At 67.9% G+C, this 16176-nt stretch carries 13 protein-coding genes; 10 read left to right on the top strand and 3 right to left on the bottom strand.

Going from position 1 to position 16176, the window contains the following annotated elements:
- The first annotated feature begins 24 nt into the window (after nt 1-24).
- From ACWCPQ_RS33390 to ACWCPQ_RS33375, 4 genes are all read left to right on the top strand, one after another.
- Nucleotides 25-726 (top strand): ferritin-like fold-containing protein, encoded by a 702-nt coding sequence (locus ACWCPQ_RS33390; protein WP_449906607.1) that lies wholly within the window; start codon nt 25-27, stop codon nt 724-726.
- 179 nt (nt 727-905) lie between these two features.
- On the top strand, nt 906-1328 hold the full coding sequence (locus tag ACWCPQ_RS33385; RefSeq protein WP_449906632.1) for a YciI family protein: 423 nt from the start codon (nt 906-908) through the stop codon (nt 1326-1328).
- Nucleotides 1313-2497, top strand: a complete 1185-nt coding sequence (locus ACWCPQ_RS33380) for an RNA polymerase sigma factor (RefSeq protein ID WP_449906604.1) — start codon at nt 1313-1315, stop codon at nt 2495-2497. Before ACWCPQ_RS33385 ends, ACWCPQ_RS33380 begins: the two co-directional genes overlap by 16 nt.
- 868 nt (nt 2498-3365) lie before the next feature.
- A complete protein-coding gene (locus ACWCPQ_RS33375) occupies nt 3366-3593 on the top strand; it encodes a DUF3107 domain-containing protein (RefSeq protein WP_449906602.1) in 228 nt (75 codons plus the stop codon).
- Nucleotides 3594-3664: 71 nt separating this feature from the next.
- Here the strand turns inward: ACWCPQ_RS33375 and ACWCPQ_RS33370 are convergent, their stop codons facing one another.
- Entirely contained in the window at nt 3665-4321 is a 657-nt protein-coding gene (locus ACWCPQ_RS33370; protein WP_030523399.1) for a TetR/AcrR family transcriptional regulator, read from the bottom strand.
- 228 nt (nt 4322-4549) lie between these two features.
- On the opposite strand from ACWCPQ_RS33370, the gene ACWCPQ_RS33365 reads away from it, so the two are divergent.
- From ACWCPQ_RS33365 to ACWCPQ_RS33355, 3 genes are all read left to right on the top strand, one after another.
- Nucleotides 4550-5602, top strand: coding sequence for a DUF3152 domain-containing protein (locus ACWCPQ_RS33365; protein WP_449906599.1), 1053 nt, complete (start codon nt 4550-4552; stop codon nt 5600-5602).
- Nucleotides 5603-5812: 210 nt separating this feature from the next.
- A complete protein-coding gene (gene moeZ / locus ACWCPQ_RS33360) occupies nt 5813-6994 on the top strand; it encodes an adenylyltransferase/sulfurtransferase MoeZ (protein ID WP_449906596.1) in 1182 nt (393 codons plus the stop codon).
- A 156-nt stretch (nt 6995-7150) separates the two neighbouring features.
- Nucleotides 7151-8005, top strand: a complete 855-nt coding sequence (locus ACWCPQ_RS33355) for a TIGR02569 family protein (RefSeq protein ID WP_449906593.1) — start codon at nt 7151-7153, stop codon at nt 8003-8005.
- 64 nt (nt 8006-8069) lie between these two features.
- Here ACWCPQ_RS33355 and ACWCPQ_RS33350 read toward each other — a convergent pair whose 3' ends face one another.
- Together ACWCPQ_RS33350 and ACWCPQ_RS33345 are read right to left on the bottom strand one after the other, a co-directional pair.
- Complete coding sequence (locus tag ACWCPQ_RS33350; protein WP_449906590.1) at nt 8070-9560, bottom strand: MFS transporter; 1491 nt, start codon at nt 9558-9560, stop codon at nt 8070-8072.
- Between the two features lie 241 nt (nt 9561-9801).
- A complete protein-coding gene (locus tag ACWCPQ_RS33345) occupies nt 9802-10470 on the bottom strand; it encodes a FadR/GntR family transcriptional regulator (protein ID WP_449906588.1) in 669 nt (222 codons plus the stop codon).
- A gap of 65 nt (nt 10471-10535) precedes the next feature.
- Here ACWCPQ_RS33345 and ACWCPQ_RS33340 point away from each other — a divergent pair, with 65 nt between their 5' ends.
- The 3 genes from ACWCPQ_RS33340 to nirB all read left to right on the top strand — a co-directional run bounded on the left by ACWCPQ_RS33340 (nt 10536) and on the right by nirB (nt 16152).
- Complete coding sequence (locus ACWCPQ_RS33340) at nt 10536-11798, top strand: MFS transporter (protein WP_449906585.1); 1263 nt, start codon at nt 10536-10538, stop codon at nt 11796-11798.
- Between the two features lie 319 nt (nt 11799-12117).
- Nucleotides 12118-13599, top strand: coding sequence for a nitrate/nitrite transporter (locus ACWCPQ_RS33335; protein ID WP_449906629.1), 1482 nt, complete (start codon nt 12118-12120; stop codon nt 13597-13599).
- A gap of 24 nt (nt 13600-13623) precedes the next feature.
- Nucleotides 13624-16152, top strand: coding sequence for a nitrite reductase large subunit NirB (nirB, locus tag ACWCPQ_RS33330; RefSeq protein ID WP_449906582.1), 2529 nt, complete (start codon nt 13624-13626; stop codon nt 16150-16152).
- Nucleotides 16153-16176: the final 24 nt, after the last annotated feature.

The raw sequence follows: 16176 nt of genomic DNA, 5'->3' as shown, positions 1-16176 counted from the left end.
GGCGGCGTACTACGCTGGAGTTCCATGGGAGCACAGTCACCCGCCGGGTTGGGTGTTACACCGAGCGATTCGTCCACTTCGCCGATTCCCGCCGATCATGCCGGCGTGACCGACCTGTTCGCCGTACTCGCCTACGGTGAGATATCTGCGTTCTACCGGCTGAGCGAGGAAGCGACGCTGTCACCGACGCTGCACGGCAAGGTCGCGGTGGCGCGGATGGCGGCGGCCGAACTCGGGCATTTCGAACGGCTCGACGCGGCACTCACCGCGCGCGGCGCCGATGTGTATGCGGCCATGGCACCCTTCACCCGGGCACTCGACGACTACCACCGCTCCACCGACCCGTCCACCTGGTTGGAGTCGATGGTCAAATTCCATGTCGGCGACGGGATCGCCGCCGATTTCTATCGTGAGATCGCCGGTGCGCTGAGCCCGGACGTGGCGGCCGTCGTCCGTGATGTGCTCGCCGATACCGGTCACTCCGAATTCGTCGTGGAAGAGGTCCGCCGGGCCGTCGCCGCCAGCCGATCCGAACGCGATCGGCTGACCCTCTGGGGCCGGCGGTTGCTCGGTGAAGCGATCACTCAGGCCCAGTACGTGATGGCGCAGCGTGACGAACTCACCGAACTGGTGTTGGCGGCCACCGGCGATCTCAACGGTATCGCCACGCTGTTCGAGCATATGCAGACAGCGCACGCCGAACGGATGGCGGTACTCGGTCTCTGACCGCTGTCGGAAGCGCCGGAAAATACTTTCGCGGTCGATGTCGAGAACCTGTGCGCGGCTCCGTCCCCGGAGTGACAGTGACCGCACGGGTCGCACGGGAACGGGCAGAGCACCACGGTGTGCTCCCCGCCTCCGCTGCGGCCTCCGCGGACGTACACCGGCAGCACGAGGAGACCACGATGGCCAAATATCTGTTGTTGAAGCACTACCGCGGAGCTCCGGCTTCGGAGAACGATGTACCGATGGATCGGTGGACACCGGCGGAGATCGCGGCGCATGTGCAGTACATGGACGATTTCGCGGGTCGCCTCGTCGCGACCGGGGAATACGTCGACAGTCAGGCGCTGGCCCCGGAGGGCACCTTCGTCCGGTCCGACGGCACCGGGCGGCCGCCGGTCACCGACGGGCCCTTCGCCGAGACCAAGGACCTGATCGCCGGGTGGATGGTGATCGATGTCGACAGCTATGAGCGGGCCCTCGAACTGGCCGGGGAACTGTCGGCCGCACCGGGCGCCGGTGGGAAGCCGATCCACGAATGGCTCGAACTGCGCCCGTTCCTGACAGCGCCGCCCACCATCACCACCGAGTGGCTGCACCGGTGACCGGCTCCGGAGCGGTCTCCGTGCACGACGCGGCCCTGCTCCGGAGCCTCATCCCGAGTGTGCTCACCGTCCTCGTCCGCCGCGGCGCCGATTTCGCGGCGGCCGAGGACGCGGTACAGGAGGCGCTCGTCGAGGCTCTCCGCGCCTGGTCCGACGATCCGCCGCGCGACCCCAAGGGCTGGCTGGTCACCGTGGCCTGGCGCAAATTCCTGGATACGATCCGTTCCGATACCGCTCGGCGCCGGCGCGAGGATCTCGTGGACGAGGAACCGGAGCCCGGTCCGGCGGCCACGGCGGACGACACGCTGCGGCTGTACTTCCTGTGCGCGCATCCGTCGCTCACGTCGTCGTCGGCCGTTGCGCTCACCCTGCGTGCCGTGGGCGGGCTGACCACCCGGCAGATCGCCCGGGCGTATCTGGTGCCCGAGGCGACCATGGCGCAGCGCATCAGCCGGGCCAAACGCATCGTGTCCGGAGTGCGCTTCGACCGGCCCGGTGATGTCGGCACCGTGCTCCGCGTGCTCTATCTGGTTTTCAACGAGGGATATTCCGGCGATGTCGACCTCGCCGCCGAGGCCATCCGACTCACCCGGCAGCTCGCGGCGGCGATCGACCATCCGGAGGTCGCCGGACTACTCGCTCTCATGCTGCTGCACCACGCACGGCGCGCCACCCGTACCGCGCCCGACGGCAGCCTGGTGCCGCTCGCCGACCAGGACCGCGGCCGGTGGGATACCCGGCTGATCGCCGAGGGCGTGGCGATCCTGCAGGCCGCCCTCGCCCGTGACCGGATCGGTGAATTCCAGGCCCAAGCGGCCGTCGCGGCCCTGCACGCGGACGCCCGGACCGCCGCCGAAACCGACTGGGTGCAGATCGTCGAGTGGTACGACGAACTCGTCCGCCTCACCGACAGCCCCATCGCCCGCCTCAACCGCGCTGTCGCCGTCGGCGAGGCAGACGGTCCACGCGCGGGGCTGGCGGCGCTCGCCGAACTGGACGACTCCCTACCCCGATACACCGCGGTCGCGGCCTACCTGCACGAGCGCGCCGGTGACTCGGCGACCGCGGCCCGCCTGTATGCCGAGGCCGCCCGCGCGGCCCCGAACCTCGCCGAACGCGACCACCTGAACCGCTGTGCCGCCCGCCTCAACACCGACCGGAACGATTGACCTGTCGCCGACCGATTCGCACAGATGTCCGAGGTCACGACACCCGGACGAGCCTTCGGGCGGCGGCAGCCCGTTCCCGCAACCGTGCCCGCCCACCGCTGCGGCCGAAGCCGTCGATGCGTTCCCGGGCCCGGCCCGGCCCACATCCACCACGCCCCTGCCTCCTGCCGGAAGACCCCGATCATCATCGGTAGCAGCCGCACCACGACCGGCTCGACGAACAACAACCGGACAACTACGGTCCGCGGTCGTTCCAGGCGACCGCGGACCGCCCCCGTGCGGACACCCTGCCGATCCCACCGGACGGTCCACATCGGCGGTAGACCTGGGACCGCCCTGCCCGACCCGGTGCGACGAGGCGATCGGTCGCCGAAGTGAGCGACCGAGGACACGAGGGTGCGGGCGACGACGCCTGAGGCCGGACCCGTCCCGGTACCGGAGTGACGCCGGGGTGAAGCGACCGGTCGCCGGAATCGAGAACCGAACCGTGGTCACGAGAGTGTCGGCCGACGACGCCGAAAGCAGGTCGACCACGAAGGCGGGACCCGCCCCGGTTCTGGGTCGACGAAGCACGGGAGCGCAGCGACCGAACGTAGAAGTGAGGACTCGGGTTACAAGGGCCCGACAGCACCGAAAGCAGGCCCACCACAAAGGCGGGGCCCGCCCCGGTTCTGGAGCGACGGAGCGGGGGAGCGAAGCGGAGGAGCGGAGGAGTGAAGAACCAGGGTCAATAGGGCCCCGCCCCGCGACGCCGAAGGCGGCGCAATAAACACTGTTCGCTGACAGCGCACCCCGTCGTGTGTCCGGGGTGCGGTCGCTGAACTAGCCTTACTGGGACAGCACAGGACTCTAGGTTCGGAGGTTGGCCGTGGAGGTCAAGATCGGTATTTCGGATAGCCCGCGTGAACTCGTCATCGCCAGCGCGCAGACTCCGGAGGAGGTCGAGGCTCTGGTTTCCGAGGCGCTGGGTACCGCGAGCGGCGTGCTGGCGCTGGCCGACGAGAAGGGCCGTAAGTACCTGATCCAGGCCGGCAAGGTCGCCTATGTGGAGATCGGCGCGGTGACCGGCGGCCGGGTGGGTTTCGCGGCGGTCTGAGTTCTGATCCCGAACGTATCGAAGCCCCTGCCGATCCGGCAGGGGCTTCGTCGTATCGGGGTTGTCGCCGTTCAGCCGATCGGGTGCAGGGGGACGTGTTTGAGGCCGCCCCAGGCCAGTGCGACCGTGGTGTCGACGGCTTCGTCCTTGGGGATCGGGCGGTCGGCTTCCAGCCAGTACCGTGCGGTGAACTGGCTGGCGCCGACCAGGCCGACCGCGAGGATGCGGGCCCGGTACGGGTCGAGGCCGGAGTCGTGGGCGACCAGGTCGTAGACCGCGTCGACGCAGGCTTCGGTGGCTTGTTCGACGCGGCGCTGGACCTGGGGTTCGTTGGTGAGATCGGATTCGAAGACCAGGCGGAATCCCTGCATCTCGTTGTCCACGAAGTCGTAGTAGGCCGCGACCGCCGCCCGTACCCGCTGTTTGTTGTCCGTGGTGGAGCGCAGTGCCTGGCGGACGCTGGATACCAGCATGTCCACGTAGTTCTGCAGGACGGCGAGGTACAGCTCCAGCTTGCTGGTGAAGTGCTGGTACAGGACGGGCTTGCTGACACCGGCGCACTGGGAGATCTCGTCCATGCCGGCGGCGTGGTAGCCGCGTAGTACGAATATCTCGCTGGCGGCCGCTAGTAGTTGCTGGCGCCGTTCGTCACGGGGAAGCCGGGTGCCACGTTTGGGGGCGGTGCCGGACGACGAGCGGGACGTCATCCGGTCCACGAGGTCGGTCATATTCGGATCTCCCAGTCGATTCCCCGGCAAAGGGGTGTGTACCGGGTCTTTCGAGCACCATACTCGCTTCCGGTGCTGTTGCCGACCCGGGTGGGCGAACCCGGGACCGGCCCCGATCCGCAAGGTGCCCTAGCGGAATGCTGGAAAGTGGCCGGCGCCGGAGTCGCTTCGTCGCGTGGACGATACTTCCATTGTGGCTGTTACGGCGAGCTGTGAGAGTCTGGAACTGTGACCGACCGACCGGAAGACCGCTCCGGTGGCGGGCGCAGCGCGCACCGCCCCCAGGATTCAGAGTTCGCGGTCGCCGCGAGGGCGACGGTGGCGACGTCGCCCGATGCCGGATCCCGGGAGCCGTTGTGCGCGCGCCGGGACCCGGTCGGTGATCCGCCGCCGGTGGCGACGCTCGCGGCCGGACGGGGGCGGCGCCGGCACCGGCTGGTGCTGTCGCGGTACGGCTGGCGGGTGTACGCGTTGCCGGTGCTGCTGGTGTTGACGGTGTTCGTGGTGGTAGACGCGGTCCGTACCGGTACCGGCCGTCCTGCCGCTCCCATCGAGCCGGGTTTCGGTGCGCTCGGGACTCCGCCGGCGCGCGCCGGGGTCATCGGTGCGCCGCCGGGTGACGGTAGTTTTCCGGAGGATCTGCCGATCGGGGCGCTGCCCGAAGGCGGGAAGTTCACCGAGACCGGTAAGGGCACCTGGCGGATCGTCCCGGGTACCTCGGCCCGGGTCGGTGCCGGTGAGCAGTACACCTTCACCTATACGGTCGAAATCGAGAACGGTATCGACACACGTAATTTCGGTGGGGACGAGTCGGTGGCCCGGCTGGTCGAGTCGACTCTCGGCAACCCGAAGAGCTGGGTGCACGACCGTAAGTTCGCGTTCCAGCGGATCGATCGCGGGGAACCGGATTTCCGGATCTCGCTGACCGCCCGGGGGACCACCCGAGCGGCCTGTGGTTTCGATATCCCCATCGATTCGTCCTGCTACAACTCCGATGAGGCTCGGGTGGTGTTGTCGGAGGCGCGCTGGGTACGCGGTGCCCCGGCGTTCGACGGCGATATCGGTTCCTACCGGCAGTACCAGGTCAATCATGAGGTCGGGCACGCGATCGGCTATCACGAGCATCAGCCGTGTGAGAGCGAGGGCGGTCTGGCCCCGGTGATGATGCAGCAGACCTTCGGTACGGCGAACAACGAGATCGCCGCGCTGGACCCGTACGGGGTGGTGCCGATGGACGGGAAGACCTGCCGCTTCAATCCCTGGCCGTATCCGCGGGGCTGAGCCCGCGCTCGGTACGGCGACCGCAGGGGGTGATGCGGCGTCCGAGCCCGCTCGCGGGGCCCGGGGTGAACCCGGGAAGAATGATTCCCGCGCCGGCGTTGTACAGGGAACCTACGCCGGTGTGGGTCACAGCGGCTACGGGTCACCGGCCGAAAGCTTCGCACCCGCGCACACCGCATCCGGCTATTTCGATACGAGGAGTTCGAAGACGTGTCATCACCGCAGTCCCTGCCCCCACTTGTGGAGCCCGCCGCCGAGCTGACCAGGGACGAGGTCGCCCGCTACAGCCGTCACCTGATCATCCCGGACCTGGGTATGGACGGGCAGAAACGGTTGAAGAACGCGAAGGTGCTCGTGATCGGCGCAGGTGGGCTGGGTTCCCCGGCACTGCTGTATCTTGCCGCCGCCGGGGTGGGCACGCTGGGCATCGTCGAGTTCGACGAGGTCGACGCCTCCAATCTGCAGCGGCAGGTCATCCACGGCGAATCCGATATCGGCCGGCCCAAGGCCGACAGTGCCCGCGATTCCATTCTGGAGATCAACTCCGGGATCGATGTGCGGCTGCACAAGATCCGGCTGGAGCCGGAGAACGCGGTGGAACTGTTCGCCGAATACGATCTGATCGTCGACGGTACCGATAACTTCGCGACCCGTTACCTGGTCAACGATGCCGCGGTATTGGCCGGCAAACCCTACGTGTGGGGTTCGATCTACCGGTTCGAGGGCCAGGTCTCGGTGTTCTGGGAGGACGCTCCGGACGGCCGCGGGATCAACTATCGCGATCTGTACCCGGAGGCTCCGCCGCCGGGTATGGTGCCGTCCTGCGCCGAGGGCGGGGTACTGGGCGTGCTGTGCGCCTCGATTGGTTCGGTCATGGTGACCGAAGCGATCAAACTCATCACCGGTATCGGCGACCCGCTGCTTGGCCGGCTGATGGTGTACGACGCACTCGATATGAGCTACCGGACCATCAAACTGCGTCGTGATCCCGCGCGTCAGCCGATCACCGAACTGATCGACTACGAGGCGTTCTGCGGTGTGGTGTCCGAGGAGGGCCAGGCCGCGGCGGCCGGTTCCACGGTGACCGCCCGGGAGCTCAAGGAGCTGCTGGACGCCGGTGACGTGGAGTTGATCGATGTACGTGAACCGGTGGAGTGGGACATCGTGCACATCGAGGGCGCGACCCTGATCCCGAAGGACCGCATCCTCTCGGGTGAGGCGCTGGCGGAACTGCCGCAGAACCGCAAGATCGTGCTGCACTGCAAGACGGGTGTCCGGTCGGCCGAGGCGCTGGCCGCGCTCAAGCGGGCGGGTTTCGCCGACGCGACACATCTGCAGGGCGGGGTCATCGCCTGGGCGCACCAGGTGGATCCCTCGCTGCCGGTGTACTGAGCCTGCTTACCCCGGCATGCCGCTGACCTGCGCGCGGACCGTGCGCGGTCGGCGGTTGCCGGGTCGATTCGCGCGGGTGTCCGGGCCCGGTCGCGGGTGGGTCGCGGCACGGTGTGGCGCGGTAGCGGGGCCCGGTGGCGGGAGTACGGTACGGCCGTGACCACCACTGTCGAACCCCCCGAGCATGTGCGGGCCACGTACGGTCTGCGGGAAATGACCCCCGTCGCCCTCGGCGACTGGGAGGGTGGCTGGCGCCTCGGTGATGTGGTGCTCAGTCCGGTCGCCGACCATGCCCGGGCGGCCTGGTCGGCCAAGGTACGGGAGAGCCTGCGAGTGGACGGGCTGCGGGTGGCCCGCCCGGTCCGGGCCACCGACGGGCGGTACGTGGTGTCGGGCTGGCGGTGTGACACGTTCATGACAGGCTGTCCGGAACCGCGGCACGACGAGGTGGTTTCGGTGTCGCTGCGGCTGCACAAGGCGACCGCTACGTTGGAGCGACCTCGATTCCTGTCCCAGCCGCCGGTCACCCCGTGGCTGGATGTGGATGTTTTCGTGGCCGCCGACCGCGCGGCCTGGGAGGCGGTGCCGCTGCGCACGCTGCGGGCCGCGGGCGCGGTGATGGAGAGCTCCCCGGACGGGCGGCACAGCCTGGAGCTGATCGGTCAGCTGGCCACCCTGCGCAAGCCGGTGCGCACTCCACCGCAGCTGGTGCACGGTGACTTGTTCGGCACCGTGTTGTTCGCCGGTGCGCAGACGCCCGCGCTCACCGATCTCACGCCCTACTGGCGGCCACCGGCGTGGGCGGCGGGTGTGGTCGTGGTCGACGCGCTGTCCTGGGGTGAGGCCGACGACGGCCTGCTGGAACGCTGGTCCGATCTGCCCGAATGGCCGCAGATGCTGTTGCGTGCGGTGATGTTCCGGTTGGCGGTGCACGTTCTGCATCCCCGGTCGACGCCGGAGGCGTTGCCGGGGCTGGTCCGTACGGCGGATATGGTGCGGTTTCTGCTCTGAGCGGGGTACTCGGCGACCAGGGCCCGGCCGGTGGATACCGGCCGGGCCCTGGTCGGGAGAATTCTCAGACGTTGGCGTAGGCCAGTGACGGAACCCGGCCCACCGCGAACGAACTGCGGCTGTAGCACCACCAGGTGACTCCGGCCATCACCAGGAACGCCACGGCGTAGCCCCAGAACGCGGGCGCCATGGTGCCGAAATGGGTATTGGACAGGCGCAGTGCCTGCTGGAGTACGAAGCCGCCGAACGCGCCGACCGCGCCGATGACGCCGATGGCCGCGCCCGCCTGCCGCTTCGCCGAAGCGGCCGCCGCGGCCGGCTCCAGGCCGTGTTCGGCGGCGTATTTCTTCGACTCGGCGCTGAAGATGGACGGGATCATCCGGTAGGTGGATCCGTTGCCGATCCCCGCGAGCACGAACAGCATCAAGAAGGCGAGCAGGTACAGCGGGAAGCTCTTCATCTCCAGGGCGGCCATGATGAGCGCCACCGCCGTGGCCATCGCGCCGAACACCGCGATGGTGATCTTCGCGCCGCCGCCGAGTTTGTCCGAGAGCCAGCCGCCGAACGGCCGCGAGAAGGAACCGACCAGTGCACCGAGGAAGGCGAGGTTACCGACGGTCGAGATCCAGCCGATGCTCGCCAGACCCGGGAAGTTGGCCTTGATGAGCGTGGGGAAGGCGAACGAGAACCCGATGAACGAACCGAAGGTACCGATGTACAGGAACGCCATCACCCAGGTGTGCCGGTTGGTCAGCGCCGGTGTGTAGGAGCGTCCGTCGGATTTCGCGGTGGACAGGCTGTCCATATAGCGCAGCGCGCCGAACGCGGCGGCCAGGATGAAGGGGATCCACACCAGTACCGACAGGGTGATCCCGAATCGGTACCCGGCGGCGTCCTTCGCGGTGAGATGCGTGCCCAGCGTGATGAGCAGCGGTACCAGCAGCTGGGTCTGGGCTACACCCAGATTGCCACCCGCGGCGTTGATCCCGAGTGCCGCGCCCTTCTTGCCGTCGGGGAAGAAGAACGAGATATTGGCCATCGACGAGGAGAAATTGCCGCCCCCGAACCCGGACAGCGCGGCCAGGATGACGAACACCCACATCGGGGTGCCCGGCTGGTTGACGAAGTAGACGAGGCCCAGGGTGGGGATGAGCAGCATCGCTGCGCTGAACGCGGTGAAGGCCCGGCCACCGAATCGCGGGATGGCGAAGGTGTAGGGGATACGCAGGGTCGAACCGACCAGTGTCGGAACGGAAGTGAGCAGCAGCGCATTGCCGACCGCGGTCGGGTCGCCTTTGCCGAGGCCGTCGAGGAAGGCGAATCCGGCAGCGCCCATGCCGGTTACGACGCTGGCCCACAGGACCCAGATGCTGAATCCGAGATTCTCCGCGAACACCGAGAACAGCAGATTCTTCCGGGCGGTGCGATCGGCGCCGGCTTTCCAGAACCGCTCGCTGTCGGGTTCCCACCGGTCGATCCAGCGACCCCGGCGCTGGTGGGTGAAAGTCGTTGCTGTATCTGGTGTTTGCCGGCCGGTGTCGGCTATCGCGGTCATCGGCGTCCCTCTCGTCGTTACTCGGCGGCCCCCCGGACGGGGTGCCCGGCCGCGGTGGCCGGGCGGTCGAGTGCGGTGTCGTGACGTGAGAAAACGCTAGAAGCCGGGTGTTTCGATGAAATAGCGCGCAATGACGATCGCCACAATTCCCGCTCACGGAGCATGAACACCCGGGTGATCGGTCCGTAACCTCGCTGGAACGCAGGGGAACCGTGCCCGCCGGTGTTGTGTCCCGGGAGGTTCAGCGACCCGGGTAGTCGGCCAGCAGGGTGTCGAGGAAACAACGGGTGGTCCGGGCGGCCTTCTCGGCGTCGCCGTCGACGATCGCCTGCACCAGTTCACGGTGTTCGGCGGCGTACCAGCTGTCGATCCGGTCGGTCCGCGACCGGATCGAGGATTCGATGTAGCCGAGTATCGAATCGTAGAACTCGATGTAGACGGCGTTTCCGCTGGCGAGCACGATCGCCCGGTGTAGCTGGACATCGGCTTCGATGGCCGCGGTGCGGTCCACCCGCCACAGCCGGTTGCGGTCGTCGAGCAGCCGGCGCAGGGTGGCGATATCGGAATCGTCGCGCCGGTGCGCGGCCAGCGCGGCGGCGGTCGCCTCCAGGCCGTGCCGTAACTCCAATACGTCGCGTTCGGCGGCCTCGGCGAAGTATTTGGACAGGGTCCCGCCGACTTCCGACGTCGCGATGACGTAGGTGCCGGAGCCCTGCCGCCGTTCCAGCATGCCGGCATGGACCAGCGCCTGGACGGCTTCGCGTAGGGTGTTGCGGCCGGTGCCGGTGAGTTCGGCCAATTCGGGTTCGGTGGGGATCCGCGTCCCGATCGGCCATCTTCCCGAGCGGATATCCTCTTTGAGTTGCTCGGTCACCTGGGCGATGAGACTGGTGCGGCGCACGCTTTGCACGGCAACAGAGTACCGCCCATCACAAAGTTATTGCCCCAGTCATAGGGTCATCCTATGATTTCTCGGTGACTGCTGCGCTGCCCGAAACCACCCAAGCGGCCGACCCACCCCTCGAGCAGCGGAAACGCAGTCTGATCGAGGGCCGCCTGCTGGTACTCGCAGCCATCGTCATGTCCGCGCTGGTCCTGCGGGTCGCCGTTACCGCGTTCACACCGCTGGCCGACGATATCGGCCGGGAGATCGGCTACTCCACCGCCGTCGTCGGCGTCTTCGGCATGATCCCCACGCTGATGTTCTCCATCACCGGGCTGCTGACGCCGATGCTGGTCCGGCTGCTCGGCCTGGAACGGACCGTGCTGGTCGCGATGGCCGCAGCGGGTACGGGCATGCTGGTCCGGGTCCTGGTCTCCGGGACCGTCGAGCTGCTGCTGTTCTCCGCGCTGGCGCTCGGCGGGATGGGTATCGGCAATATCGTGGTTCCGCCCCTGGTCAAGCGTTACTTCCCGGATCGGCTCGCCACCGTGAGCGCGCTCTACATCACGATGGTGCAGATCGGCACCGTGCTGCCGGCGCTGGTGGCGGTACCGCTGGCCGAGGCGCACGGATGGCGTATCTCGCTGGGTGTGTGGGCACTGCTCGGCTTCGCGGCCGCGGTGCCGTGGATCGGCGTCCTGCGGGTGCGCCGTGGGCGCGCGGCCGCCGATACGACCGGCCTGCCCGACCCCGGCAGCGCCCCGGCTCCCCAGGTGTGGCGGTCACCGCTGGCCTGGGGGATGGCGGCAACCTTCGGGATGACCTCCCTGACCACCTATTCGGTGTTCACCTGGCTGCCGACGATTCTCGCCGACGCCGGTGCCGATGCTGCCTTCGGCGGCTCGATGGTCGCCCTGTTCGCACTCGTCGGACTGGTCGCCGCCCTGACCGCGCCCACGGTCGCCGCCCGGCTCACCAATCCCTATCCGGTGGTTGTGGGCTGCGCGGCATGTTTCTTCGTCGCCTTCGCGGGATTGCTCTTCGCGCCCATGAGCGTGCCGGTGCTGTGGGTCGCGATCCTTGGCCTGGGCCCGAGTACCTTCCCGATGACACTCACCCTGATCAATCTGCGCACCCGCACACCGGCCGGTTCGGCGGCGCTGTCGGGGTTCACCCAGGGCGTGGGTTACGCACTGGCCTGTGTCGGACCACTGGTGTTCGGCATGCTGCATACGCTCACCGGCGGATGGACGGCACCGTTCGCGCTGCTCTGTGTGGCGGTGCTGGTGCTGCTGGCCGGTGCCTGGCAGGCCTGTAAACCGCGGATGCTCGAGGATTCGATCGCCGCGCGCTGAGCTCACGGATCCGGGACATGTCACCGGATCCGGCGCCACCGGTCGCGTCCGGGCGTGACGCGGGTCATCATCGCGAGGTGCCCTCACCGCACAGATCTGCGGATATGGGCTCTTCTTCACCGGCGGAAATGCCGACGTCACAACGGGTTAACATCGGCCGCCTTCTCACCTGAGCGGTTCGAACCGCGTGAGAAACCGTTGATTCGACGGTCATTTTGGGCAGCATTTCCGCAATACCGGTTTCCTACCGTGGGGTCGAACCACATTGGGAGGCCCTTTGAGTACGCAGACCGAAAGCCGCGGCGACGCCGGATCGGCGATCTTGCGGCGGCCGAAGCTGGAGCGCTGGGACGCCGAGGACACCGCGGCCTGGGCGGCGGGCGGTAAGAAGATCGCGACACGAAATCTGATCTGGTCGGTCGTCGCCGAGCACATCGGATTCTCCATCTGGTCCATCTGGTCGGTCATGGTGCTGTTCATGCCGACCGAGACCTATGGAATCGACGCGGCCGGCAAGTTCTTCCTGGTCGCCGTCCCGACTCTGGTCGGCGCCGTCCTGCGCATCCCGTACACGGTTGCCACGGCCCGGTTCGGCGGCCGCAACTGGACGGTGTTCAGCGCGGCAGCGCTGCTGGTCCCGGCCGGACTCACCCTGTACTTCGTGAATCAGCCCGGTACGTCCTATACGACCTTCCTGATCGTGGCGGCGTTCGCCGGCCTGGGCGGTGGCAATTTCGCCTCCTCGATGACCAATATCAATGCCTTCTATCCGCAGCGGCTCAAGGGCTGGGCCCTGGGAATGAACGCGGGCGGCGGCAATATCGGCGTCCCCGTCATCCAGCTGTTCGGGCTGCTGGTCATCGCGACCCTCGGCAACGAGTACGCCTCGGTGATCTGTGCGGTCTATCTGGTGCTGGTGGTGCTCGCCGGCCTCGGCGCAGCCTTGTTCATGGACAACCTGCCCGGTCAGAAGGCTGATCTGTCCTACATGCTCACCGCGTTGAAAGTGCCGCAGTCCTGGGCGGTTTCGTTCCTCTACATCGGTACGTTCGGCTCGTTCATCGGATACAGCTTCGCGTTCGGCCAGATCCTGCAGATAAGTTTCGTCGCCGGCGGTGACACCGCCGCGCAGGCCACGCTGCACGCCGCGCAGATCGCGTTCATCGGACCGCTGCTCGGATCGATCGCCCGCCCCTACGGCGGCAAGCTCGCCGATCGGATCGGCGGCGGCCGGGTGACGGTGTGCACCTTCGCGGCCATGATGGTCGCGGCGGTGGTGGTGGCGTCGGCCTCGACCGTCGCCGACGGCTCGCACAAAGGTTTCTCGGGTCCGGTGCTGGGCGTGCTGGTAGCGGGTTTCGTGGTGCTGTTCCTCCTGTCCGGCCTGGGCAACGGCTCGGTCACCAAGATCATCCCGTCGGTTTTCGACGCCAAATCGCGCAGCCTGGCCACCGGCCCCGCCGAACGCGCCGCCTGGGCCCAGAACACCTCCGGCGCGCTGATCGGATTCGTCGGTGCCGTCGGCGCGCTCGGCGGAGTCGGGATCAACCTGGTGTTGCGGTCGTCCTACTCCTCGACCCAATCGGCCACCACCGCCTTCTGGGTGTTCACGGCGTTCTACATCGCCTGCGCCCTGGTCACCTGGGCGGTGTTCCTGCGCCGGCCCGGGACCCGCACCCGCTCCCACGGCCACCAGGTCGTCGTGGAAGCCGAGGCCCTGGTCCGCCGGGCCGAAGGCGGCCCTCGCGACTCCGCCCACCCCACCGAAGCCCGGTCCGCCCGGTCGTCGGCGAGCCTCTGAAACCGGATCCCCACGGAGGACACCATGAACGCACAGCGCAGAACAGTCGTCGTCGCCGGTCACGGCATGGTCGGGCACCGGTTCGTCGAGGCGATCCGGTCGCGCGACGATGCGGGACAGTGGCAGGTCGTCGTCCTCGGCGAAGAGAAACTGGCTGCCTACGACCGGGTCGGCCTGTCCTCCTACGTGGGCAACTGGGAAGCCGCCTCGCTGGCACTACCGGGCAACGAGTACGCCGGTGACGATCTGGTGGAGCTGCGCCTCGGCCAGCGAGCCGAGACCATCGACAAGGACGCCCAGAAGGTCACCACCACCTCCGGTGAAGTCCTCGATTACGACGCGCTGGTCCTGGCGACCGGTTCCTACCCGTTCGTGCCACCCGTGCCGGGGCACGAACATCCGGAATGCTTCGTCTATCGGACCATCGAGGACCTCGACGGGATCAGGGCCGCCGCCGACGCCGCCGGACCGGGCGCGCACGGTGTCGTCGTCGGCGGTGGCCTGCTCGGACTGGAGGCCGCCAACGCGCTGCGGCTGCTCGGACTGACTCCCCACGTGGTGGAGTACAACGACCGCTTGATGCCCGCCCAGGTGGACGAGGGCGGCGGCGCGATCCTGGAGAAACTGGTCACCGATCTGGGGCTGGCCGTGCACACCGGGGTCGGCACCGCCGGAATCGACCGCGACGACGCGGCCGATCCGGCCGAACGGCTGCGGATCACCCTCTCCGACGACAGCGCGATCGATGCCGCGCTGGTGGTGTTCTCCGCGGGTGTCCGCCCGCGGGACCAGATCGCGCGTGACGCCGGCCTCGAGGTCGGCCCGCGCGGCGGCGTGATCACCGATCTGGGTCTGGCCACCTCCGATCCGAACATCTACGCCATCGGCGAATGCGCGGCGATCGAGGGTGTCTGCTACGGCCTGGTGGCTCCGGGATACACCACCGCGGAGATCGTGGCCGACCGGTTGCTGGGCGGTGCCGGCGAGTTCCCCGGCGCCGATATGTCCACCAAGCTGAAACTGCTCGGGGTGGACGTGGCGAGCTTCGGCGACGCACACGGCACCACCGAGGGCGCGCTGTCGGTGGTGTTGCACGACGCGGCCCGCGGTACCTACGCCAAGCTGGTGATCTCCGATGACGCGCAGACCCTGCTCGGCGGCATTCTGGTGGGCGACGCCACCCAGTACGCCGCGCTGCGCCCGCTGGTGGGCCGGCCGCTACCGGCCGAACCTGCCGCGCTGATCTCGCCGGCCGGTGCCGAACTGGGGGCCGACGCACTGCCCGACGAAGCGCAGATCTGCTCCTGCAACGATGTGAGCAAGGGGGCCATCTGCGGCGCGATCGCCGAGGGTGCCTGCGATATCCCGGCCATCAAGGCCTGCACCAAGGCCGGTACCTCCTGCGGCGGTTGTGTGCCGATGATCAAGAAGGTGCTCGAACAGTCCGGTGTCGAGATGTCCAAGGCGCTGTGCGAGCATTTCGCGCAGTCGCGCGCGGAACTGTTCCAGATCGTGCAGGCCACCGGTATCCGCACCTTCTCCGAACTGATCGCCCGGCACGGGAAGGGCACCGGCTGCGATATCTGCAAGCCGACCGTGGCCTCCATCCTGGCCTCCACCTCCAGTGAGCACATCCTGGAGGGTGAACAGGCCGCGCTGCAGGACACCAACGACCACTTCCTGGCCAATATGCAGAAGAACGGCACCTACTCGGTGGTGCCGCGCATGCCGGGCGGGGAGGTCACGCCGGAACAGTTGATCGTGATCGGCGAGGTCGCCAAGGAGTTCGGGCTGTACACCAAGATCACCGGTGGACAGCGGATCGACCTGTTCGGGGCGCGGGTGGAACAGTTGCCGCTCATCTGGAAGCGGCTCGTGGACGCCGGAATGGAATCGGGCCACGCGTACGGAAAATCGCTGCGCACCGTCAAGAGCTGTGTCGGGTCCACCTGGTGCCGGTACGGCCAGCAGGACTCGGTGGGCATGGCCGTACTGCTGGAGAAGCGTTACCGTGGTCTGCGGTCGCCACACAAGTTGAAGCTCGCGGTCTCCGGATGCGCACGTGAATGCGCCGAGGCCCGAGGCAAGGATGTGGGCGTCATCGCCACCGAGAACGGATGGAACCTCTATGTCGGCGGTAACGGCGGTCTCACGCCCAAACACGCGGTGCTGCTGGCCGGGGATCTCGACGACGAGACCCTGATCTCCTATATCGACCGCTACCTGATGTTCTACATCCGCACCGCGGACCGGTTGCAGCGCACCGCGCCGTGGCAGGATGACCTCGGTATCGATTACATCCGTGCGGTGGTGTGCGAGGACAGCCTCGGCATCGTCGCCGACCTGGAGCAGGCGATGGCCGGTCATGTGGCCGGTTACCGCGACGAATGGGCCGCGGTCCTCGACGACGAGGAGAAGCTCTCCCGGTTCGTATCGTTCGTCAACGCCCCGGCCGAGGCCGACCCGACCATCGCCTTCGACGAGAGCGGTGAACGCAAGGTCCCGGTGTTGCTCGGCCTCCCCGGCATGCCCGGAGGAGGTAGCGGAGCGTGACCACGCAGGGCGTGCCGGGGAGGC

The organism is Nocardia sp. NPDC001965 (assembly GCF_053594175.1).
This window is presented reverse-complemented; position numbering and strand designations above follow the sequence as displayed.

What these genes read in the sequence shown, in the direction of transcription:
- ACWCPQ_RS33385 (WP_449906632.1), top strand. Translation starts at nt 906, where the DNA reads ATGGCCAAATATCTGTTGTTGAAGCACTACCGCGGAGCTCCGGCTTCG.
- ACWCPQ_RS33390 (WP_449906607.1), top strand. Translation starts at nt 25, where the DNA reads ATGGGAGCACAGTCACCCGCCGGGTTGGGTGTTACACCGAGCGATTCG.
- ACWCPQ_RS33370 (WP_030523399.1), bottom strand. Translation starts at nt 4,321, where the DNA reads ATGACCGACCTCGTGGACCGGATGACGTCCCGCTCGTCGTCCGGCACC.
- nirB (WP_449906582.1), top strand. Translation starts at nt 13,624, where the DNA reads ATGAACGCACAGCGCAGAACAGTCGTCGTCGCCGGTCACGGCATGGTC.
- ACWCPQ_RS33350 (WP_449906590.1), bottom strand. Translation starts at nt 9,560, where the DNA reads ATGACCGCGATAGCCGACACCGGCCGGCAAACACCAGATACAGCAACG.